The sequence below is a fragment of the Pseudoalteromonas sp. RWi3 genome (assembly GCF_054960735.1).
The window spans coordinates 739,157-760,412 of sequence record NZ_JBHNYL010000001.1; the positions used below are offsets into that span (position 1 = coordinate 739,157).

Sequence of the window (21,256 nt, forward strand, 5' to 3'; positions counted from 1 at the left end):
TTAATTGCCACTATCTAAGTTATATTTAGGTTTTTCGTGCTTAATTCCTTTTACAGCCTCAGCAACTTCTGCTGGCATATACTCTTCATCATGCTTAGCCAAAACTTCAAACGCTTCAATTACATTAGGCTCTATCAACACGCCTTGTGCAACAATACCCTGCCCCTCACGAAATAAATCAGGCAAGATACCTTGGTATCGAATAGTCACTATTGGCCCTGTGTCCGTCAGCTTAAAGCTTACTTCTAAACTGCTTTCGTCACGCACAACAGATCCTGGCACAACCATGCCTCCAATTCTCAATTTTTGCCCAATATAAGGCTTTTCAAGGTTTGGCCCTTTACCTTCAATAAGCTCGCTTGGGGTGTAGAATAAATTGATATTTTCTTGCAGAGCATACAAAACTAAGCCCACTACTGCACCTAGTCCAAATATGACGGAGGTAACAGCAAGCAGGCGTTTTTTACGTCTTGGGTTCATGATTTTTGCTCCTGTTTGGCTTGCTTAATTCGCTGTTCGCGGTCAGCTTGTTGCTTAACAGATGCCAAAATACGTTTGGTATCATTTAATGAACTCAATAAAATACCGAGTAGAATAAGTGCGCATGTTCCAAAAGATAACCAAACGTAAAAGCCATACCCACCCATGGCTATAAAATCAGAAAAAGAATCAAACTGCATAACTAACCCCTTGTAATCAACTGACGAACCCAAGGACGATGCTTTTCACGTTGTAAAATTTCATTTTTAAGGCGAATTAATGTCACTGTGCCAACAAATGCTGCGAAAGCAACGATATTGACCATTAATGGCCAAAACATACTTGGGTCAATCGCTTCGGTATTAAACTTTGTGATAGATGCGCCTTGATGCAAGGTGTTCCACCACTCAACAGAGAAATGAATGATTGGTAGATTAATCACTCCAACAATAGCAAGAATAGAGGCCGCTCGACCCGCGGCTTTCTTATCTTCAAAGGCATGATATAAAGACAACACACCTAGGTATAAAAATAGTAAAATCAATTCAGAAGTTAAACGAGCGTCCCATACCCACCAAGCACCCCACATAGGTTTACCCCATGCTGCACCTGTGATCAACGCAATTGCAGTGGCACATGCACCCACAGGTGCAATCGCAATAACAGCAAGTTCAGCATTTCTTAACTGCCAAACCAAAGCAACAATTGCCGCTATGGCCATTGATGAATAGGCGCCCATAGATAAAATAGCTGAGGGCACATGAATAAAAATAATGCGATAGCTGTCTTTTTGCTGGTAGTCTGCTGGCGCATATGCCAACCCCCAAACCCAACCAACAACCATGCACACAACCGTAATAACGGCAAAATAGGGCAGTAACGTATTGCATAATTGATATGCACGATCTGCTTTAGCGTAGGGATGTAACCACTTCCACATATTAACTTACACTCACTTTTAATGCTGACGATATGGCGATTGGTGCGCTCATAACAGCGACGACGAGCATCGCACCAAGGATGGCAAGCTGCCCGCTATAATCCAGTGACATTGAACTGGTATCAATAGCGGACGTTGCAAAAATTAAAACTGGGATATACAAAGGCAAAACAAGTAAGCTCATTAAGATGCCGCCTTTTTGTAAGCCCACAGTAAGACCGGCGCCAATAGCACCAATAAAACTTAATAAGGGCGTACCCAATAAAAGAGTAAATACGGTTGCAACCAATGATTGGCTGTCTAAATTTAACAACAACGCAAATAAAGGGGTCATTAATACTAAGGGTAAGCCAGTGATAACCCAGTGCGCGCATACCTTAGCCAAAACTGTTAAAGGCAAAGGATATGACGACGCTATTAACTGCTCTAAACTCCCATCATGAAAGTCATCACGGAAAATTTTATCTAACCCAAGCATGGTTGATAATAATGCGGCAACCCAAATTATACCCGGCGCCATTCGAGCTAGTAGTCCTGGTTCTGGACCTATTGCTAATGGAAATAATGTGATCACAATTAAAAAGAATAATAACGGATTCACTATTTCTGCACGCTGACGGAATGCCAGTTGTAGATCTTTTTTACAAACAGCTGTAAATAATTGTAAGTAAGAATGTTTACGTAACATCAGTGACGGTACTCCAAAGTAACCGTTTGTAAATCATTAAAGTGAGTAGTTAAATCTTGGTGGGTGGTTAATAAAATAGCCCCGCCATTTTCCAAATGACTGGTAAACCTATCTTGTAAAAACGCAACTCCAGATTTATCCAACGCAGTAAAGGGTTCATCAAGAATCCACAATTTCGCATCGTTTAGCCAAAGTCTAAGCAGTGCGACACGACGTTGCTGGCCAGCAGACAATGTTCGCACAGGCACATCTTCTAGCCCAACTAAGCCAATATTTGCCAGTAACGGATACAAGTCTTGCTCATTGTTATAGCCTTGTATCTGTAACCAAAAGCGTACATTTTCTAAAGCCGTGAGCTGAGCGTTTACACCTGTTTTGTGGCCTATAAATAATAACTCACGGGCAAACTCATCATAGCTTTTTGTTATAGAGTTTTCTCGCCAAAAAATATCACCTTCATCTGGGGAAGCAAAACCCGCAATAATGCGCAATAATGATGTTTTACCAGCCCCATTTGGGCCAGCTAGCTGCATAATTTGTCCCGATTTCAAACTGAAATTAAGATCCTCAAACAAACAGCGGTCTTGTTTGATGCAAGTAACGGACTTAATGTGTAGCAAGATGACGATTCTCTATACCCAAAATTAGGCGTTAGTCTACCATAATGATAGGGTAATACGAATAACGCAATGAAACCGATTAGTGAAAAATTGATTTAAAATAATGAATGAACCAACGCAAATATCTTTAGCTAACTCATTGACTGTAAAACAGTCACCAACCGATGCTGCTCAGCAAAACATTGACTTAAATGGGCAAACATTAAACGCTAAAAACATCGTGTTCGCTAAAGGTTCGTTGCAAATGGATATAATGGTAAATGATCACTGGCAAACCTTGCGGCTAGTAACAACGCAATCTCCAGCAAATGCACAAAAAATACCTTCTGCTGAGGTTCAATTAAGTGCTGATGGTAAGCAACTCACTATTTTACCAACACAAATATCCTTGGCGCTTAATCAAGTTAAGCAACTACAGAATTTACTGAATTTTATTAGTTCCGGCAGTCAATTAGTCAATAAACCATTAACCACTACCGTTGTTACACATCCAACTGCAAAATTACAGCTCCCACAATTAAACGCAAGTTTGCCAATAAATAAAGAAGTAGCAAGCGTTTTACAGAGTGAACAACCGATTCAAGCAATCATCAATAGCGACCATAAAGGTACTAAGCTCACAGTTTTAAATAGATTTGCTGACAACTTACATCAACAATCTATTAGCCAAAACAAATTAGCGACTTGGCTTGCAAAGTTAACGCCTAACGGACAAATAAAAGCCATTAATAATGCTGTGGAATTGATTATACCGCAGCAAAAAAGCGCATTTAACGTGCCTGTTAAAACTGAACAAGTACAACAATTGAATTCAACTTTACAGGCTGTAAAAATAACAGCGGTAAATGATAAGCTGCAGCTAAAAACTAATAACCCACAAGTTATAGTAACTCTAAAAAACTCATTAACTAATACATTTAATAGCTTACTTAAGGCACAGTCGGCAAAACTAAGCGCGCAACCACACACACCCCAACTGTCAATTGTTAGTCCTCTACTTAATGCTAGTAGCCCAATAAAATCTTGGATTCAAAGTAGTTTTTCGGACTTTAAAACACGTATATATGATGCTGTACGTTATTTTGAACAAAAACCTTTTAGCAAATCAGACCCCCTTATAAATAGCGCAGTTCAAAACACAAAATCAATAAGTAAAACTGTAAATACTGTTCAAGCTACGCAACCAATACAGAGTCTAATTCCACAATCACTTACGCGTATAAACTTAGCGGCACTTGCAAACTCACATCCTTCGCCATTTAAAGCTGATATCAGTAGTGGTACTGCACTACCAAAGCATTTTCATACCTCGCCACCTTTAGTACAGCTTTTTCAACAAATAAAAGCAGGTTTAAGCGCGCTGACTACATTGCCATTGAACCGCCACGCAGCAGAGCATGGCCTTTTACTCAATCAACAACAAAATCAAACGAATACACAGAATAAAACAACATCAACACAGGCCACTTCAACGCAAATTGGCCAGCCAGCGAAAATTGCTAAGCAGACTGAAATAGCGGTAGATACTGGTTTAACAAAAGAAGCAAAAATAATAAGCAAAAATACCGACACAGTCGCTTCTTCCCAATCTTTTGTAGATAAAAGTCCCACTGTGAAAGTTGAAAAGAATAAAAATCTAACACCTCCTGTATTGCCAGCCGAAGCTAAAAACTTAGCATCTGATTTAAGTAAAAGTGCAAAAGAAATAAAGCCTGATGTCATTCAACTGGCTACAAAAATGCAGCAACAATCTACCCCGAACACCGCTTCATCTAAAGCTGCGTCATTTACAGTGCCTGCAAACTTTGATACTGCCAAAGCGATATTAGATGCTAGCCATAACAAAGCTCAACAGCTTAATAATACCAATCCACCGGGGTTAGATACTAAACCAATTAATTTTGCTAGCATAAAAGCCCCCTTGAGTGCACCGATTGTTAGCAGTCAAGTAAGCCAACCTATTGAGGCAAAACTACTTGCGCCCTTACTAAACATTCCAAAAGATGTTTACAAACCGGAAAATGCTTTAATAAATGAGAGTAAACTACCTTTAGACAGGACATCTTTAACCCAAAAAATAGAACAACTTGCACAGCCTAAAATTTCTGAAAATGCAGACCTTAATCGGTTAGTTAATCAAGCTTTTAACCGAATGATTAGCAGTCAAACTATTCAACCTCAGACCGTTCAGCGTGAAGTATTAAGCATTATATCGCCTAACAGCCTTTCTGCGCCTGCTTATCAAAATAGTTTCAGTCAAGCTGTTGAAAATTTGAGTGTTGCTATCTTGGCCGGCCCTATTCTTAACACATCAAGTATTGGTAATTTTAATGGCCAAACTTCACTTGATGCTCTTTTGCAAGTATTAGTACCTAGTTTTAAAGCCGTTAATAGTGAAAAGCTTCAGGAGCAACTGCTCCAAGCAAGCAGCCAAGCATTGGCCAGTGAATTGAGTCAAATAAAAACAACAGTGAGTCAAGTAACCAGCACGCCCGTTAATCAACAAACAGATAGTAATGCTTTTGTACAATTTTTCTTACCGATGAGGTTGCCACCTGAGGCCTCACAAACTGAAATATCACTCGGAAAATATAAAAAACCGAGCAATGAAAAGCCTGAAGGTAAAGATGTATGGTTTGTACGATTAAATTTTGATTATGCAGAGCTTGGTCAGTTGCAAATAACTGCCGAGTTAATGGATAAAGCACTGGATTGTAAATTGCTTGCATCCAGTCAAGAGGTAACAGCGATAGCGCACCCTCATCTTGAAAGCTTACGCCACAAACTATCTGCACATGGGTTACAGGTAGGAGAACTTAATTTAAGTCAGGGTGCTGCAAAACACCAAGCATTTTACCAATCTCATGCCATTATTAATATTAAGGTCTGAATATGAGTGATATCGAGCAAAAATCAGCAATTGGATTATTATATGAAGCCGGTAAAGCGCCGACCGTTAGTAGTAAAGGGTTTGGCGAACTAGCTGAAGAAATAATTGCCGCCGCTGAAAAAAAAGGGATTTTGATACATCAGGACAAATCGCTCGCTAAAACCCTTTCTCATTTAGAGCTGGGTGAGGAGATCCCGAAAGAGCTTTATTATGTTATTGCAGAACTGATTGCTTTTTCATACGTTCTAAGAGGCAAGTTTCCACCTGGTTGGCAAGACTTCCAAGGGAAGTTGGATATAAAGGCGTGAACAGATTAGAGACTTTAAACAAAAGGCGCTAACTAGCGCCTTTTTGTTGATGCAGTGATATAAGTAGCTCAGCTTCCGCACGCGGTAGTTCACACTCACGGATAATCTCTTCTATATCAGCCCCCAGCTCTACCATTTTTACAGCTCGTGAGTAGATTTTAGCATCTGGGTCGTCATATTTTTGCGCATCTTGCTGTTGTGCTAATTCTTGACTCTTTTGCTCTGCATCGACCAAACGCTTACCAATACTAAGCATTCCAGCACGCATTTCAGCTACTTCACTACGTAAAATGCTATTTTGTTGTAATGCGTTAGCCAACTGCTTCTGGTTTGCTTGCTCAGAAGCTATTAATCGTTTATTTAAAATATATAAAAATAGTAAGCACACTAGTATTAAAAAAAGTGCGCTACACACTAAAGAGAGTAACAGCATAGTTTGTCCGTAAGCATTAAATATTGCTTAACTCATCCCACTCTTCATCATTTAGTAATTTATTCAAATCAACCAAAATTAATAACTCGCCATCGCGATTACTGACGCCTTGAATAAACTTAGCACTCTCTTCTGTTCCAATATTTGGTGCGCTGTCAATTTCTGAGCTACGTAAATATACAACTTCAGCCACACTATCAGCTAAAATACCGATTACTTGCTCTTCAGCCTCAATTATAAGAACACGAGAGTTATCAGTTGCTTCAGCAGACATTAAGCCAAAACGAGCACGCGTATCAATAACTGTTACAACATTACCACGTAAGTTAATTATACCAAGTACATAGCTAGGTGCACCTGGAACTGGGGCTATTTCGGTATAACGCAATATCTCTTGTACTTGCATTACATTCACACCGTAGGTCTCTGATTCAAGTTTAAACGTTACCCATTGCAATACCTCGTCATTGCTATCGGCATTTTTACTACTTGACACTAATCTTTCTTCGCTCATGCTATTACTCCGATTATCGTTACTGCTCACGGCTATCTAAGCCCTGCTCCAGCAATTGATTTAAATACTCTACATCAATTAGGGCACACATTTTTTCTTTAATCACGCCTGCTAACCATGGACGTTTACCGCTATTAGTCCGCCATTTTACGTCTTCAGAGCGCAAGGTAATATTATTTACTAATTTTTCAGCTAGTAATCCCCATTGACTATCACCTAAGGTAATTAAGTACTGATAGTCTAGTTTCTCTTCAAGCTCTTGGGTATATTTTTCTGGCATTACCCATCGTGCTGTATCAACCACATTTAAGTTTTCATCACGATTAAGCATTACACCTTTAAACCACTTAGGTTTTCCAAAAAGTTGAGTAACTTCACCTAACTGATGAATACCACCGAGTGCTTTTAATGGCACCGCTAACGTGAGTCCTGCCACCTCAAAAAATAGTGCCTGAAACTCTCCATCAAAATAGTCTTCTTGGCGTTGAACAGGCGTTTTTTCAACCGATTCATTTATCGTTAGTTCTGTTTCAGCTATATCTTTGATATTAGCTTGAATTTCTGGTTTCTCAAGCTTTGATGTTTGCTCAGCCTGCAAAATAGGCTCTTCTAAAGCATCAGGCTGCATTATTGCTTGTGTAGTGTTTTTTGGTGTTAACTCTTTTTCAGTTGCTGATGGTTTAACTTGCTCAAGTAATTTAGCCACTGGTTCAAGTGCTGAAGAGTCTTCATCGCACAGCAAAGCATCCAAATATTGGGTCATTACTTTTTCATTAGCAAACAACTGCTTACTCATCAATTAACCTTGTTCAATCAAATAATCTAATAACGCACGATAAGCAAAAACACCCCGTGAACGAGGACAAAATTGAATAGGCACTTGTTGCGCAAGGCTAGCATCTCGAAACTTTGTATCGACGGGAATTACCCCCGGCCATACTTTATCTTTGTATGTTTGTTGAAGGGTTTTATATGCCTCCAAAGATGCATTCGTGCGCTTATCATACATAGTAGGGATAATGGTATATTGATACTGCTTTGATTGCGAGCTTTGCATTAATTCCATCGTGCGCATCATTCTATCTAAACCCTTTAGAGCGAGAAACTCAGTTTGTACTGGCACTAATATTCGCTCACTGGCAGCCAGTGCATTAACCATTAGCACGCCTAACACTGGTGGACAATCTAAAATAGCGTAATCGTAATGATCGCTAATTTTAAGTAATGCTTTTTTTAGAATAAGCCCCATGCCCGTTTTATTACCCATGCTACGGTCGAGTGTTGCGATAGCCATAGTTGCAGGTAAGATATCAAGGTTAGCGATATTTGAAGGACATAAAGCTTGTAAGATCTCTTCGCTTTGCATTGTATTACCACGTGCAAAGATATCATAAACGCTAACTTCTAGATCTTCAGAATCGATGCCAAAATAATAGGTTAAAGAAGCATGAGGGTCAGTATCAATCAGCAATACCCGCTTCCCTTGCAACGCCAAAATACCTGCAAGGCTAACTGCTGTTGTTGTCTTGCCAACACCGCCCTTTTGATTTGCTACTGTCCAAACTTTCACATTACACCTTATTGTTCTTCATTTCGCGTTGTAATACGAATCCCACCATGGGGTAATTGGATTACTTTAATGGAATTATCATTTGAGGGCAGTTCAACCTCTTCGGGCATCGAAGCTTCAACTTCTTCCGATGCATCATCACTGTCAACAGCCTTTTGTTCAGGCAACCCGTATTTCGATAAAGCTACAACTACTTTACGGTTTTGTGCTCGCCCTTGTGCTGTCGTATTATCGGCAAAAGGAGAATACTCCCCATATCCCTCTATAGCCATTCTAGCAGGGTTTATACCCATTCTCTCCAACTCTATCAAAATAGAGGTAGCTCTGGCGACTGATAACTCCCAATTCGAACGGAAAATTTCATTGCGAATAGTTTCATTATCAGTATAACCGCGCACTCGAATATAATTATCCACCGGTGAAATGATATCTTTTACCATGCTAATAACAGACTTTGCTCTGGAGTGCGCAACTGCACTGCCACTTGAAAATAACATTCCAGAACTTAACTCAATGATTAGCCAATCCTGATGTAACTCTAAACTTGCTTCACCATCACGTATTTCATCAATTAAAGCAGATTGTAATTTTGTCAATAAGCTATCAAGAGGTTTACCTAGGTGCTTTTGTTTTATATTGCTTGTATCACTTTGTCCATCGAGTAACTCTGGCCCTACTTCTTGCTTTTGAATACTTTCGCCAAATAAAAGCTCTTTTTCTGGACTTACTCTATCTGTGAGTAAACCCGTGCCAGTAACTCCCGTTCCCTCTTGGCTGTGTTGACGAGCAGATTTAACAAATACTTGTTCTAATGAGTCAGATAATACTTGGAATTTTTCTTCTTTATTAATGGCCATCGCATACATAACAACAAAAAACGCAAACATAATTGTCATGTAATCAGCATAAGATACTAACCATCTCTCAGTATGTTGATTACTGGCATTATTGTTACGTAGTTTACGACGCATCATCAGAAATTTTTACTCAGGTAGTAAGGTTGGTCTTTCAATACGATATGCTTCTAGTCTTAGCTCTATATTGACTGGGCTATCACCTTGGCTAATTGCCATGATACCCTCTGCTAATAACTCATGATAAAGCATCTTTTGTTCCACTTGTTGTTTTAACTTATTAGCCATTGGCAAAAACAACAAATTAGCTAAACCAACACCATAAATGGTTGCAATAAATGCAGTTGCAACACCCGCTCCTAATTTTTCTGGCTCGGTAATAAACGACATTGCTTGAATCAATCCTAAAACAGCCCCCAAGATACCAATAGTTGGGCTATAACCTCCAAAAGCTTCGTATACTCGGCTTGCTTCAAGCAAACGTTCACGTTCAAGTAACAGATCTATTTCTAACGTGTCACGTAACGCCTTATCACTGACTCCATCAACTAATAAACTAAGCCCTTTTGCCGCATAAGGATCTGGATGGTTCAGTGCTGTGTCTTCAAGCGCGAGATATCCTTCTTGGCGAGCCTTTATTGACCACTGTTTTACTTGCTCAATTGCTCCGTCAATATCATGACGCGGCGGAAAAAAAACCCAATAGCTAATTTTCAAAGCTTTTAGAAATGTACTTGAAGGAGACTGCAACATCACAGCCCCTATTGTTCCACCTAAAACAATAAGGAGTGCTGGCCCACTAAATAAGGCAGATACAATACCGCCTTCTAAAGCATATCCAAATGTAATCGCACCTAGTGCAACAATTACACCTAAAAATGAGAGTTTATCCACACCCAATCTCACGGATAATTCGGCTCGCAACTTCATCTAATGCAATATCTGCACTTGCTAAGCCTGCATTTGCAACGGCCTGAGGCATGCCATAAACCACGCAACTTTTTTCATCTTGTGCCCAAATAGTTGCACCAGCCTGTTTAAGCATTCTAGAACCATCCCGACCATCAGCACCCATACCTGTCAAAACAACTGCTAATACATCACCTTGGTAGGCTTTTGCCGTACTGGCAAATGTTACATCAACACTAGGTTTATAAGTTATTCTCGCACTGTCATCTTCGAATACGCGTAATGTCTTATTTCCACCACGCCCTTCTACAAGCATTTGTTGACCGCCGGGTGCTAAATAAGCTGTACCAGGCATCAATTTATCGCCTTGTTGAGCCTCTTTCACTTTTATTTTACACAACCCATTTAACCTTGCTGCAAATGCAGGAGTAAATGCAGCTGGCATGTGCTGAATTAACAAAATAGGATGCGGAAAATTAGCGGGTAATTTTGTTAATATGGTTTGTAAGGCTACAGGTCCCCCTGTAGATGTTCCTATTGCGACTATTTGATATTTTTTACCCGATGCACGCACTTCCGATTTTGGGCTAGGCGAAGGCGTTGAACGGCTAAAAGAACGATCTGGCTGAATAACTGAACTGCGGGTAGACGACTCTTTGCTTGGTACTGCACGCGAAGTAATAGAAGGACTTGGGCGGTTAAATCTGGATATTCGTCTACGGCCAATTTCTTTGACTTTATTTTGTAATAGCTTTATCGCATCTTCGTTATTTCGTGCTATGTCTTCAAATTTCTTTGGTAAGAAATCCAACGCACCCGCATCCAGTGCATCTAAGGTTGCCGTTGCACCATCGCGCGTCAATGACGAAAACATTAAGATAGGTGTTGGATTAGCAGCCATTATTTCTTTTACAGCGCTAATTCCATCAAGAACGGGCATCTCTACATCCATGGTAATAACATCTGGACGTAATTGACTGGTTTTATCAACGGCTTCTCGGCCATTAACAGCAAAACCAATTACTTCGATATCCTTATCTTGTTCAAGAATTTCACTGACTCTACGGCGAAAAAAGCTTGAATCATCAACAACTAATACTTTAACTGCCATTGGTACACTCTTGTTAAATTTTACCTATGAGAGCCAAAGGCTCTCATAAAAGGATAAGTATGGGCTAGCCAGCATAAAACTTTAGTAGACTTGGCACATCTAATATCAATGCAATTCCACCATCAGAGGTGATTGTAGCCCCCGCCATACCTGGCGTGCCTTGTAATAGAGCATCTAATGGTTTTATTACTACTTCTTCTTGGCCGATTAATGAATCAACAACAAAACCCACTTTTTGAGTACCTATTTGAACAATAACAACATGCCCTTGCGCTTTTCGTTGTGATCTATCTGCACCTTTAATCAACCAGTGCTCTAAGTAGAACAATGGAATTGCCTTCTTACGGACTATGATTGTTAACTGCCCATCAACGACATTAGTTTGTGTTAAGTCTAAATGAAATATTTCACTTACACCTGCAAGCGGTAGGGCAAATGTTTGCTCACCAACAACAACCATTAAGGTCGGTAAAATTGCTAACGTGAGCGGTACTTTTATCTCAAGTATAGTACCCACACCAAGTTCAGACTGAATATTAACAGAGCCATTAAGCTGATTAATTTTAGTCTTAACAACATCCATACCGACACCGCGGCCTGAAATATCAGAAATCTCTTCTTTAGTTGAGAACCCTGGTGCAAAAATTAAGTTATATGCTTCGGTATCCGATAAGCGACTCGCTTGCTCATGATCAAGCACGCCTTTACTAATTGCTATTTTTTTCAGTTTTTCAGCATCCATACCTGCACCATCATCACGAATAGTAAGCAGTATATGATCACCTTCTTGAGATGCTGATAATGTCACGCTACCTGTTCTTGATTTACCTGCTGCTTCACGAACATCAGGCATCTCGATGCCGTGGTCAACTGAGTTTCTCACCAAGTGAACTAATGGATCAGCCAATGCTTCCACTAAATTTTTATCTAAATCTGTGTCTTCACCAACTAGCAATAGATTAATGTCTTTTTTCAAGCTCCTTGCTAAGTCACGAACAACTCGAGGAAATCGACCGAAAACCTTTTTGATTGGCTGCATGCGGGTTTTCATTACCGCGCCTTGCAAGTCAGCAGTGACAACATCTAAATTAGAAATTGCCTTACCCATCACTTCGTTATTAGTATTTGTTGCTAAGCTAACCAAACGATTTCTGACTAATACAAGTTCACCGACCATATTCATTATTTCGTCTAGGCGTTTTGTATCCACCCTAACGGTTGTTTCAGCTTGTGGTGGTGGTGGCTTTTTAGCAGCACTTGCTGCCGGAGCTGATGGTGTAGCTGGTTTCTCAGCAGCTGGTGTGGCAGGTTTACTAACTGGTGCAGGCTTTTGAACAGCTTTAGGGGGTTCTGGTTTTTTTGCTACAGGCTGTTCAACTGCATTCTCTGCAACTGCTTTAGGTGCTGAACCTTTGCCATGAAGTTCATCAAGCAAAGCCTCAAATTCATCATCGCTTATGTCGTCACCAGACTCATCACTAACAGAACTTTTTGTCTCAGCTGGTTTCACTTGTTGTTCAGCTGGCGGGGCCTTATCTACAGCAACTTCACCGAAGCTCCCTACACCATGTAATTCATCTAATAAATTATCAAATTCATCATCTGTTATGTCATTACCAGATGAGCTAGGTTGTGCTGGGGCACTTTCAGTTATTGGGCTTTGGCCTTTACCATGTAATTCGTCAAGTAAGCTTTCGAATTCATCTTCAGTGATTTCATCAATGTTGTCTTCTGTTGAACTATTGTCTACTTCACCATTAAATAGCTCATCAAAGGCAAACGGATCTTCATCATTAACACTGGGCTCTTCCGTTGCAGGTTCTTCTGCGGGTGCGGCTGCAACTGCATCTGGACCTAAAACAGGGTCTTTTTCATCATCACTAGGGGGCTGACTTAACTTGTGTAGAACCGCTAGCAGTTCAGGGTCTGCTGGCGCAGGCTGTTCACGATTTTGAATAGTCGCGAACATTTCATTAATAGTATCAAGCGCCTGCAGTATAACATCCATGAGCTCTGAGTTGACTGTCCGTACACCTTGGCGCAGCAAATCGAATACGTTTTCAGCGCCATGGCAAGCATCAACCAACTCGGTCATGCTTAAAAAGCCGGCACCACCTTTAACTGTGTGAAAGCCGCGGAATATCGCATTCAGTAAATCGGTATCATCCGGATTATTTTCAAGCTCTACTAGCTGTTCTGATAAAAGCTCAAGGATTTCTCCAGCCTCAACTAGAAAATCCTGTAAAATGTCTTCATCGACTTCAAAGCTCATGCAGTGCTCTCCTCTTAGAAGCCCAAACTTGACAATAAATCGTCAACATCATCTTGCCCATTGACTACGTCATCTCGCGATTCTTTGTCAATAATTGGTCCTTCAGGACCGGCAAGTGTATCTTGTGCAGGCGGTGTTACGGCTTCGGCAGGTGTTTTTATTTTTTCACCACCAAGCTCGTGGCTACCAAAAGCGGTAAGTAAATGAATTAAGCTATCTTCAACTTCTCTAACTAATTCAATGACCCTTCGTATAACTTGACCTGTTAAATCTTGAAAATCTTGTGCCATTAACACGTTTGTCATTAAGCCCTGTAACTCATCTGTTTTAGTATGAGAATGGCTCATAAATTTATCTAAACTATGACAAAGTGTTTTAAACTCACCAAGCTCAATTTCACGACTCATCAAACGATCCCAAGTTGGCTTGATATGAGCAATCTCATCTGCTAATTCTTGCGCTATTGGTAAACTTGCTTCAACCGCGTCCATCGTTTTGTTGGCAGCATTTTCAGTCATTTCCATAACATAGTTTAAACGCTGTTTTGCATCTGGAAGTGCATCTGTCGTCAAATCCGATAAGCGCGTATCAAGTTCGAAGTTTTTTAACGCATCATGCAGTTGACGCGTTAACTTACCTACTTCAGCAAACAACTCAGATTGCTCTTGAGAAGCCGCATCAATAATTAGCTGGTCAGCTTTTTCTTGTTCGCCATTTTCAAGGTAAACAACAAGCTGACGGGCTTGTTCTAAACTGATCTGAGGCGCAGCAAGTGCTGACATAAGCCTCTCCTATTTATTTAGCCTAGGCGCTCGAACACTTTTTCCAATTTGGTTTTCAGTGTTGCGGCAGTAAATGGTTTTACAATGTAGCCGTTAACGCCGGCTTGAGCAGCAGCAACAATTTGTTCTTTTTTAGCTTCTGCTGTCACCATTAATACAGGGATATGTTTAAGCGTTCCATCAGCTCTGATAGCACGTAATAAATCAATACCTTGCATACCCGGCATATTCCAATCGGTTACAACAAAATCAAATTCTTGATTTTGTAACATGGGTAAAGCTGTTGAACCATCGTCAGCTTCTTGTACATTTGTAAAGCCTAAATCTCTTAAAAGATTTTTGATGATACGTCTCATCGTCGAAAAATCATCAACAACAAGAATTTTCATGTTTTTATCCAAAACATCCTCCGGTGAGGTCTGAACCTATATTTACTTACTTCTAGTTTATCCAGTCATTGATTTTTGCTTTTAGCTTAATCATCGCCTGACCATGTATCTGGCTCACACGCGATTCACTAACATCGAGTATGTGCCCAATTTCTTTTAAATTCATTTCATCATTGTAATATAGCGAGAGCACAAGCCCATCCCGCTCTGGCAAAGACTTTATCGCAGCTAACAAGGATTCATTAAAACGTTCATTCTTAACGTTATTAAAGGGCTTGTCCAGTGCAAAATCTTGACCAACAGGAGTTATAACATCTTCATCAACTCCTAAATCCTCAATGCCTAGTACTTTACTCGAATTTACATCACTAAGGATATGATGGTACTCATCAAGCGTAATATCAAGTTTTTCAGCAACTTCAAAGTCTTTAGGTTCACGGTTTAATTCGCTTTCTAACCCTGAAATTGCTTCTGCTACCATTCGACTGTTGCGATGAACCGAGCGTGGAGCCCAGTCACCACGGCGCATTTCATCAAGCATCGCACCACGAATTCTTATGCCAGCAAAGGTTTCAAAGCTGGCACCTTTTGAGGTATCGAAATTTTTTGACGCTTCAATTAACCCAATCATACCAGCTTGTATTAAATCATCTAGTTGCACGCTTGGAGGTAAACGCGCAATGAGGTGACACGCTACTTTTTTAACTAATGAAGCATGTTTCTCAATAATTGCATTTAAGTTTACTGTAGATTGATATCCCATCGCTTTATTCACCGATGCAGTCATAGTTAGCCGTTTACTAATTTTTCTATGAAGAACTCTAAATGGCCAGATGGTTGATTAGGTATAGGCCATTTTACTGCTTTTGTCGCTAATGTTTTAAATGCAACTGCTGCTGGGGAATTAGGAAACAACTCCACAATGACCTTTTGTCGACGAGTAGATTTACGCATATTCTCATCATAGGGCACGGTTGCAACCAGCTCCATTGAAACATCTAAAAAGCGATCTGTTACTTTGGAAAGTTTGGCAAATAGCTCATGGCCTTCGCGCATGCTGCGCACCATATTGGCAACTATTTTAAATTTGTACACACCATGCTCACGACTGAGCACTTTGATTAGTGCGTAAGCATCTGTTATTGAAGTCGGTTCATCGCAAACAACAACCATGACGTCTTGCGCTGCGCGTGAAAAGCTCAGCACCATGTCAGAAATACCTGCGGCAGTATCAACAATTAAAATATCAAACTCAGTGCTCAACTCACTAAATGCACGAATTAATCCGGCATGCTCTGAAGGTGACAACTCGACCATGCTTTGAGAACCAGAGGTTGCAGGGACTATTTTTATACCTGCAGGCCCTTCAACTAAGATTTCGTCAAGTTCACATTCCCCAGAAAGAACATGAGATAAATTTCGCTCTACGCGTAAACCAAGCATCACATCGCAATTAGCTAAGCCTAAATCGGCATCCAGTACTAAAACCCTATTACCTAATTGGCCTAAAGCTATTGCAGTATTAAGTGATACATTAGTTTTACCTACACCACCCTTACCACCAGTAACAGCGATAACCTTTACGCTGTTATTATTGTTTTGACTCATCTTTCGCAGGCCACTTGCTTGATCTAATACTGTGTTAATCATACATCCCTACTGTGCTTGACGCTACTGCTTGACGCCTTGAATGTTGTACTTTTGTTCTTTTTAGGTATAGCTGCTCTGCTTTTTTAACCAATTTTTCAGCATTTGCTACACGAATATCCTCAGGAACTCGTTGACCATTAGTAAGATACCCTATTGGGAGGCGATTTTGAATCGCTATGCTAATAATCTCGCCTAAACTAAGCGATTCATCCAGTTTTGTGAAAATACAGCCATTTAGCTGAACTTTTTTAAAGTGCCTTACAGTTTCTTGCAGTACGTTAATTTGTGCTGTGGCGCTTAACACTAAATAACTACGAATATCAACGCGCTGATTACGCATTAGCGTGTTTAGCTGCTCAGTTAACCGTAAGTCTCTTTGGCTCATTCCTGCTGTGTCTATTAATACTAGTCGCTTATTTCGTAAATGGTATAAAACTTCTGCTAATTCATTAGCATCTTTTACTTGTTTTACGCCACAACCAATAATTCGCCCATAAGTAGCAAGTTGTTCATAAGCACCAATACGGTATGTGTCTGTGGTAATTAACGCTACTTTATCTGCGCCATACTTTTGTGCGCCTAGTGCAGCCAATTTGGCCACTGTTGTGGTTTTGCCCACACCTGTAGGCCCAACTAAAGCATAAACACCGCCTTGACGTAAGATTTCATTATTGGTCGTGTGCATTTGGTTTTCAACCATTTGCAATAACGCTTTCCATGCCTCTTGACGAGATACATCATCAGGAATAAAACACGCCATTTGCTCTGCAACATCATGCTCTATTCCCATGCCAACCAAACGGTCAATCATACAAGCTCGCGTAGGGTCACGACGCGCCATATCTTGTTGCATTAAACCTGATACTTGGTGTTCAAGAAGTTGACGGATTGCATTCATTTCATCACGCATGGAAGTCATTTCATCGCTTTGCGGATTTGCTGCGCTTGCTTGCGATTGCAAAGGAGCGCCTAGATCATCAAAGTCACTTTCTAATTCATCATCAAAACCTAAGCTATGAGCCTGAGTTCGAACCTGAGGAGCTGGCTCTCTACGGGCAAAATCTGGGTGAGCCTGCGGCTCATTAACTCTTCTAGGTTGCTCTGAGTACCTAGGTTGCTGTTGCGTTTCCTGAGGTTGAAACTGCGTCGAGGTATCAATACCCGATTGGTTAAACATTGACGCAAGCTCTGGAGAACGAGGGCGAGGTGATTGACGCTCAAGCAATGCTTGTAAACTGTCAGCAACTGCAGCCTGTGGTTCTTGTGGAGCACGTTTAGGCGCTGGCTTTATAAAATTATTAGGGTTGCTTTGTGCTTGAGCCGCTGGCTGAGGAGTTGACTCTTGTGGTGCAGCTTTGTCGTAATCAACAGCAGCAACAATCTCAACGCCATTAGCTAGCTTTTTATTTGACATAATAACCGCATCAACACCTAGTTCATCTTTAACTTCTTTTAGTGCGGTACGCATATCTTTAGCAAAAAAACGTTTTATTTTCATGGTTCACAACCCTTCTAAATCAATTATTGGCCTACTGAGCTGACAATCTTGATCTGTCTTTCGTCTGGTACCTCTTGATAAGACATTACCCGTAAACCTGGGATGGTGTACTTAACAAATCGAGATAACACAGTGCGTAACATTCCTGACGTTAGCAATATCGAAGGTTCACCGGCCATTTCTTGATTCTGATGCGCTTCAGTCAATGACTGTTGAAGTCGCTCTGCAAGTCCTGGCTCTATTCCGGCACCTTCGTCGCCTGCATTTTGAAGTGACTGATGCAACATCTGTTCCAACTCAGGCGCCAAAGTTATGACTGGGATTTCTGAAGACATACCAACCGCATCTTGCACGATTAATCGACGCAGTGAAATACGCACTGCAGCCGTTAGTACATCTGGGTCTTGGCTTCGCGGACCATACTCAACAAGTGTCTGAACAATAGAACGCATATCACGTATTGCAACGCCTTCGTTAAGTAAGTTTTGTAATACTTTAACCACTGTAGTTAGTGGTAACACATCTGGCACCAGGCCTTCCACTAAGCGCGGATGACTCTTAGCAAGCATATCTAATAAATTTTGTACTTCCTCATGACCAAGCAAAAGTGCAGCACTGTTAGTTAATAACTGGCTAATATGTGTTGCAACAACTGTGGCTGCATCAACAACCGTGTAACCTAATGACTGCGCTTCATCTTTTTGATTCGCTTTGATCCATACAGCATCCAAGCCGAAAGCGGGATCTTTTGTTTCTATTCCCTTGATTGGACCAAATACTTGACCTGGGTTGATAGCAAGCTCATCACCATGCTTAAGTTCACCTTCTCCACTTGATACGCCCATCATTGTTATTCTGTATGCATTAGGGTCTAACTCAAGATTATCGCGAATATGCACCGGCGGTACTAAAAAGCCAAGTTCTTGTGAAAGCTTCTTACGGACGCCTTTGATGCGATTTAACAATTCACCGCCTTGTGATTGATCAACCAATGGAATAAGGCGATACCCTACTTCTAAACCAATTACATCTACTTGTTGTACATCATCCCAACCAAGCTCTTTTTGTTCTTGTTTATTCGCAACGCCTGTTCCTGCAGGACCACCGTTTGCAGCTTCTTCCTCTTTTGCAGCCGCTTCTTTAAGCTTGTTTTGCTGCGTGTAATAAGCAAGGTAGCCTAGTAGTGCACCCAAACTTAAAAAGGCAAAATGTGGCATACCAGGTACTAAGCCCATTACGATTAAAATACCAGATGCAATAAACAAAGATTTCTCGTTGCCAAGCTGACTTTTGAACTGATCGCCCATATTCAACGATTCATTTTGACGCGTAACAACTATCGCGGTACCGATTGATAAAAGTAATGAAGGTAACTGAGCAACTAAGCCATCACCTATAGTCAATAATGTATACACTTCCATTGCGCGACCAAATGAAAGGTCATGTTGGATCATGCCAACAAATAAGCCACCAATAATGTTAATGATTAAAATAACAATACCAGCGATTGCATCGCCTTTTACGAACTTACTCGCACCATCCATTGAGCCGTAGAAATCCGCCTCTCGAGTTACTTCCTCACGGCGATCCCTTGCTTGCTCTGCACTAATAAAACCAGCATTTAGGTCTGCATCGATTGCCATTTGTTTACCAGGCATAGCGTCAAGCGTGAATCGCGCTGATACCTCTGAGATACGTCCAGCACCTTTGGTGATTACAACAAAGTTTATAATAATGAGAATTAAGAATACGACAAGACCAACGGCATAGTTACCACCGATAACCACAGAGCCAAAGGCTTCAATTACTTTACCAGCAGCATCGCCGCCATTGTGACCTTCAAGTAATACCACCCGAGTACTGGCAACGTTAAGTGCCAAACGCATAATGGTTGCGATAAGTAATACCGCTGGGAACATACCAAAGTCGACCGGCTTCATGGTGTAAACAGTAACCAATAAAACCACTAAAGCGAGGGCTATATTAAACGAAAAAAGAATATCAAGTAAGAATGGAGGGAGTGGTAAAATAACCATACCCAGCGCAGCGAGCACCAGCAAAGGCGTACCAACGCCTTTAGCATACTCTTTCTTATCTTTGTTAAGTTGTTGTAATACAGCTTTAAATTCCATAACTCTACAATTTCAAAAAATTGACACTGTACGGATTTTGCAATAACTATTCCAAGTTACTGCATTATTAAAATAAAGCACCCTTAGTATTTATAAGCATCTGGGATAGGTAGTGTTTTATTGAGTTCTGTAGGTCGCTTCCCACGCCCTTTTCGAAAGCGTTTCAACTGAAATACGTAAGCTAATACTTGTGCGACAGCTGTGAATAATTGATCAGGGATTTGCTCGCCAACCTCCGCTGTATGATATAGAGCGCGAGTAAGCATCGGCGACTCAACAACGGGTACTTCATTGCCTTTTGCAATTTTACGTATTTGCATCGCAAGCTCATCTACTCCCTTGGCAACGACGATAGGCGCCCCTGCACGCTCTGTATCGTATTTTAATGCAACAGAATAATGAGTTGGGTTGGTTACTACAACATCGGCATCTGGCACGTCCTGCATCATCCTACGCTGTGACATTTGTCTCTGTGTTTGCCTTATACGAGCTTTTATTTGCGGATCACCCTCTGAATTTTTATATTCATCTTTTACTTCTTGAAGGGTCATTTTGAGTTGTTTATGGTGGGTGTGGCTTTGATAAGGTGCGTCAATTGCTGCAATAATAGTTAAAGTACATGTCAAACCCAAAAACATCCACGCCAAAATCTCAAGTGCATGGATAATGTTACCTGGTGCACTTTCGATACTTAAATGCAAAATCTCATCAAAAAAGGTATTGATCAGAAATACTGCAAAACCAGCTACAACAGCAAACTTTAAAATTGATTTAACCAATTCAACACCCGCTTGAGGGCCAAACATCCGTTTGATCCCTTTTGCTGGTGACATTTTACTTGCCTTTGGTGCCGCTGCTTGCCAACTAAAATTAAAGCCGCCCAATAGAGTGTTTCCGATAATACCCGCAAGGACAATAATAAATACAAACATGGCCATAGGAAAAACAAGCGCATCAGCAACTGAGCCCCATACGGAAAACATCTTTGTTGTATCGTAGGTTTCATTTCGGTTCAAGCTGAGCATACGGCCCATAATATTATAAAGCCCCTTGCCAATTTCAGGGCCATACATCAACAAAGAAATTGCAGAAAAAATCAATACAAACATAGTCCCGAGTTCTTTCGAACGGGCTATTTGGCCCTTTTTCTTGGACTCTGAAATTTTCTTACTCGTGGGTTCTTCTGTTTTTTCTTGACCTGAATCTTCAGCCATAA

The 21,256-nt window shown here is 40.7% G+C and carries 22 protein-coding genes; 2 read left to right on the forward strand and 20 right to left on the reverse strand.

Annotation, left to right across the window (positions count from 1 at the left end; genetic code table 11):
* The 5 genes from ccmE to ccmA are packed head-to-tail and all read right to left on the reverse strand — an operon-like array spanning position 1 to position 2,728.
* On the reverse strand, positions 1–480 hold the full coding sequence (gene ccmE, locus ACFI4Z_RS03160; RefSeq protein WP_462669283.1) for a cytochrome c maturation protein CcmE: 480 nt from the start codon (positions 478–480) through the stop codon (positions 1–3).
* The gene (gene ccmD, locus ACFI4Z_RS03165) at positions 477–680 is read right to left on the reverse strand and encodes a heme exporter protein CcmD (RefSeq protein ID WP_099294388.1); all 204 of its coding nucleotides are present in this window, start codon (positions 678–680) and stop codon (positions 477–479) included. The genes ccmE and ccmD overlap by 4 nt, the downstream gene beginning before the upstream one ends.
* Before the next feature lie 2 nt (positions 681–682).
* Complete coding sequence (locus ACFI4Z_RS03170) at positions 683–1,420, reverse strand: heme ABC transporter permease (RefSeq protein WP_462669284.1); 738 nt, start codon at positions 1,418–1,420, stop codon at positions 683–685.
* Between the two features lies 1 nt (position 1,421).
* Positions 1,422–2,108: a heme exporter protein CcmB gene (gene ccmB, locus ACFI4Z_RS03175; protein WP_099294384.1), complete on the reverse strand. Its 687-nt coding sequence runs from the start codon at positions 2,106–2,108 to the stop codon at positions 1,422–1,424.
* Complete coding sequence (gene ccmA / locus ACFI4Z_RS03180; RefSeq protein ID WP_099294382.1) at positions 2,108–2,728, reverse strand: cytochrome c biogenesis heme-transporting ATPase CcmA; 621 nt, start codon at positions 2,726–2,728, stop codon at positions 2,108–2,110. The genes ccmB and ccmA overlap by 1 nt, the downstream gene beginning before the upstream one ends.
* A gap of 103 nt (positions 2,729–2,831) precedes the next feature.
* Here ccmA and fliK point away from each other — a divergent pair, with 103 nt between their 5' ends.
* Positions 2,832–5,618: a flagellar hook-length control protein FliK gene (gene fliK / locus ACFI4Z_RS03185; protein ID WP_462669285.1), complete on the forward strand. Its 2,787-nt coding sequence runs from the start codon at positions 2,832–2,834 to the stop codon at positions 5,616–5,618.
* 2 nt (positions 5,619–5,620) lie between these two features.
* Entirely contained in the window at positions 5,621–5,926 is a 306-nt protein-coding gene (locus ACFI4Z_RS03190; RefSeq protein ID WP_099294380.1) for an EscU/YscU/HrcU family type III secretion system export apparatus switch protein, read from the forward strand.
* 28 nt (positions 5,927–5,954) lie between these two features.
* Here ACFI4Z_RS03190 and ACFI4Z_RS03195 read toward each other — a convergent pair whose 3' ends face one another.
* From ACFI4Z_RS03195 to flhB, 15 genes are all read right to left on the reverse strand, one after another.
* Positions 5,955–6,359, reverse strand: coding sequence for a DUF2802 domain-containing protein (locus ACFI4Z_RS03195; RefSeq protein WP_462669286.1), 405 nt, complete (start codon positions 6,357–6,359; stop codon positions 5,955–5,957).
* A gap of 16 nt (positions 6,360–6,375) precedes the next feature.
* Positions 6,376–6,873 carry a chemotaxis protein CheW gene (locus tag ACFI4Z_RS03200; RefSeq protein WP_058559788.1) on the reverse strand — a complete coding sequence of 166 codons (498 nt, stop codon included), beginning with the start codon at positions 6,871–6,873 and terminating at the stop codon, positions 6,376–6,378.
* A 19-nt stretch (positions 6,874–6,892) separates the two neighbouring features.
* On the reverse strand, positions 6,893–7,669 hold the full coding sequence (locus ACFI4Z_RS03205; protein WP_462669287.1) for a chemotaxis protein CheW: 777 nt from the start codon (positions 7,667–7,669) through the stop codon (positions 6,893–6,895).
* Between the two features lie 3 nt (positions 7,670–7,672).
* Positions 7,673–8,443: a ParA family protein gene (locus ACFI4Z_RS03210; protein WP_099296711.1), complete on the reverse strand. Its 771-nt coding sequence runs from the start codon at positions 8,441–8,443 to the stop codon at positions 7,673–7,675.
* 8 nt (positions 8,444–8,451) lie between these two features.
* A complete protein-coding gene (locus ACFI4Z_RS03215; RefSeq protein ID WP_462669288.1) occupies positions 8,452–9,417 on the reverse strand; it encodes a flagellar motor protein MotB in 966 nt (321 codons plus the stop codon).
* Between the two features lie 9 nt (positions 9,418–9,426).
* Positions 9,427–10,191 (reverse strand): flagellar motor protein, encoded by a 765-nt coding sequence (locus ACFI4Z_RS03220; RefSeq protein WP_462669289.1) that lies wholly within the window; start codon positions 10,189–10,191, stop codon positions 9,427–9,429.
* Positions 10,184–11,317, reverse strand: coding sequence for a protein-glutamate methylesterase/protein-glutamine glutaminase (locus ACFI4Z_RS03225; RefSeq protein WP_462669290.1), 1,134 nt, complete (start codon positions 11,315–11,317; stop codon positions 10,184–10,186). The genes ACFI4Z_RS03220 and ACFI4Z_RS03225 overlap by 8 nt, the downstream gene beginning before the upstream one ends.
* Before the next feature lie 64 nt (positions 11,318–11,381).
* Complete coding sequence (locus ACFI4Z_RS03230; RefSeq protein WP_462669291.1) at positions 11,382–13,589, reverse strand: chemotaxis protein CheA; 2,208 nt, start codon at positions 13,587–13,589, stop codon at positions 11,382–11,384.
* 14 nt (positions 13,590–13,603) lie between these two features.
* Positions 13,604–14,371 (reverse strand): protein phosphatase CheZ, encoded by a 768-nt coding sequence (locus ACFI4Z_RS03235; RefSeq protein WP_099296716.1) that lies wholly within the window; start codon positions 14,369–14,371, stop codon positions 13,604–13,606.
* Positions 14,372–14,388: 17 nt separating this feature from the next.
* Positions 14,389–14,772, reverse strand: coding sequence for a chemotaxis response regulator CheY (gene cheY, locus ACFI4Z_RS03240; RefSeq protein WP_099296717.1), 384 nt, complete (start codon positions 14,770–14,772; stop codon positions 14,389–14,391).
* A gap of 40 nt (positions 14,773–14,812) precedes the next feature.
* Entirely contained in the window at positions 14,813–15,523 is a 711-nt protein-coding gene (locus ACFI4Z_RS03245) for an RNA polymerase sigma factor FliA (protein ID WP_099296797.1), read from the reverse strand.
* Positions 15,524–15,549: 26 nt separating this feature from the next.
* On the reverse strand, positions 15,550–16,410 hold the full coding sequence (locus ACFI4Z_RS03250; RefSeq protein WP_099296718.1) for a MinD/ParA family ATP-binding protein: 861 nt from the start codon (positions 16,408–16,410) through the stop codon (positions 15,550–15,552).
* The gene (gene flhF, locus ACFI4Z_RS03255; RefSeq protein WP_462669292.1) at positions 16,403–17,908 is read right to left on the reverse strand and encodes a flagellar biosynthesis protein FlhF; all 1,506 of its coding nucleotides are present in this window, start codon (positions 17,906–17,908) and stop codon (positions 16,403–16,405) included. Before flhF ends, ACFI4Z_RS03250 begins: the two co-directional genes overlap by 8 nt.
* Before the next feature lie 23 nt (positions 17,909–17,931).
* Positions 17,932–20,040, reverse strand: a complete 2,109-nt coding sequence (flhA, locus tag ACFI4Z_RS03260) for a flagellar biosynthesis protein FlhA (RefSeq protein ID WP_099296720.1) — start codon at positions 20,038–20,040, stop codon at positions 17,932–17,934.
* Positions 20,041–20,123: 83 nt separating this feature from the next.
* Positions 20,124–21,254, reverse strand: a complete 1,131-nt coding sequence (gene flhB, locus ACFI4Z_RS03265) for a flagellar biosynthesis protein FlhB (protein ID WP_462669293.1) — start codon at positions 21,252–21,254, stop codon at positions 20,124–20,126.
* Positions 21,255–21,256 lie beyond the last annotated feature (2 nt).

Coding starts and splice junctions, on each gene's coding strand:
- ACFI4Z_RS03225 (WP_462669290.1), bottom strand. CDS start 11,317: ATGGCAGTTAAAGTATTAGTTGTTGATGATTCAAGCTTTTTTCGCCGT.
- flhB (WP_462669293.1), bottom strand. CDS start 21,254: ATGGCTGAAGATTCAGGTCAAGAAAAAACAGAAGAACCCACGAGTAAG.
- flhF (WP_462669292.1), bottom strand. CDS start 17,908: ATGAAAATAAAACGTTTTTTTGCTAAAGATATGCGTACCGCACTAAAA.
- ccmD (WP_099294388.1), bottom strand. CDS start 680: ATGCAGTTTGATTCTTTTTCTGATTTTATAGCCATGGGTGGGTATGGC.
- ACFI4Z_RS03245 (WP_099296797.1), bottom strand. CDS start 15,523: ATGGGATATCAATCTACAGTAAACTTAAATGCAATTATTGAGAAACAT.
- ACFI4Z_RS03230 (WP_462669291.1), bottom strand. CDS start 13,589: ATGAGCTTTGAAGTCGATGAAGACATTTTACAGGATTTTCTAGTTGAG.
- ACFI4Z_RS03170 (WP_462669284.1), bottom strand. CDS start 1,420: ATGTGGAAGTGGTTACATCCCTACGCTAAAGCAGATCGTGCATATCAA.
- ccmE (WP_462669283.1), bottom strand. CDS start 480: ATGAACCCAAGACGTAAAAAACGCCTGCTTGCTGTTACCTCCGTCATA.
- ACFI4Z_RS03190 (WP_099294380.1), top strand. CDS start 5,621: ATGAGTGATATCGAGCAAAAATCAGCAATTGGATTATTATATGAAGCC.
- ccmB (WP_099294384.1), bottom strand. CDS start 2,108: ATGTTACGTAAACATTCTTACTTACAATTATTTACAGCTGTTTGTAAA.
- ACFI4Z_RS03195 (WP_462669286.1), bottom strand. CDS start 6,359: ATGCTGTTACTCTCTTTAGTGTGTAGCGCACTTTTTTTAATACTAGTG.
- ACFI4Z_RS03200 (WP_058559788.1), bottom strand. CDS start 6,873: ATGAGCGAAGAAAGATTAGTGTCAAGTAGTAAAAATGCCGATAGCAAT.
- flhA (WP_099296720.1), bottom strand. CDS start 20,040: ATGGAATTTAAAGCTGTATTACAACAACTTAACAAAGATAAGAAAGAG.
- ACFI4Z_RS03205 (WP_462669287.1), bottom strand. CDS start 7,669: ATGAGTAAGCAGTTGTTTGCTAATGAAAAAGTAATGACCCAATATTTG.
- fliK (WP_462669285.1), top strand. CDS start 2,832: ATGAATGAACCAACGCAAATATCTTTAGCTAACTCATTGACTGTAAAA.
- ACFI4Z_RS03215 (WP_462669288.1), bottom strand. CDS start 9,417: ATGATGCGTCGTAAACTACGTAACAATAATGCCAGTAATCAACATACT.
- ACFI4Z_RS03250 (WP_099296718.1), bottom strand. CDS start 16,410: ATGATTAACACAGTATTAGATCAAGCAAGTGGCCTGCGAAAGATGAGT.
- ACFI4Z_RS03235 (WP_099296716.1), bottom strand. CDS start 14,371: ATGTCAGCACTTGCTGCGCCTCAGATCAGTTTAGAACAAGCCCGTCAG.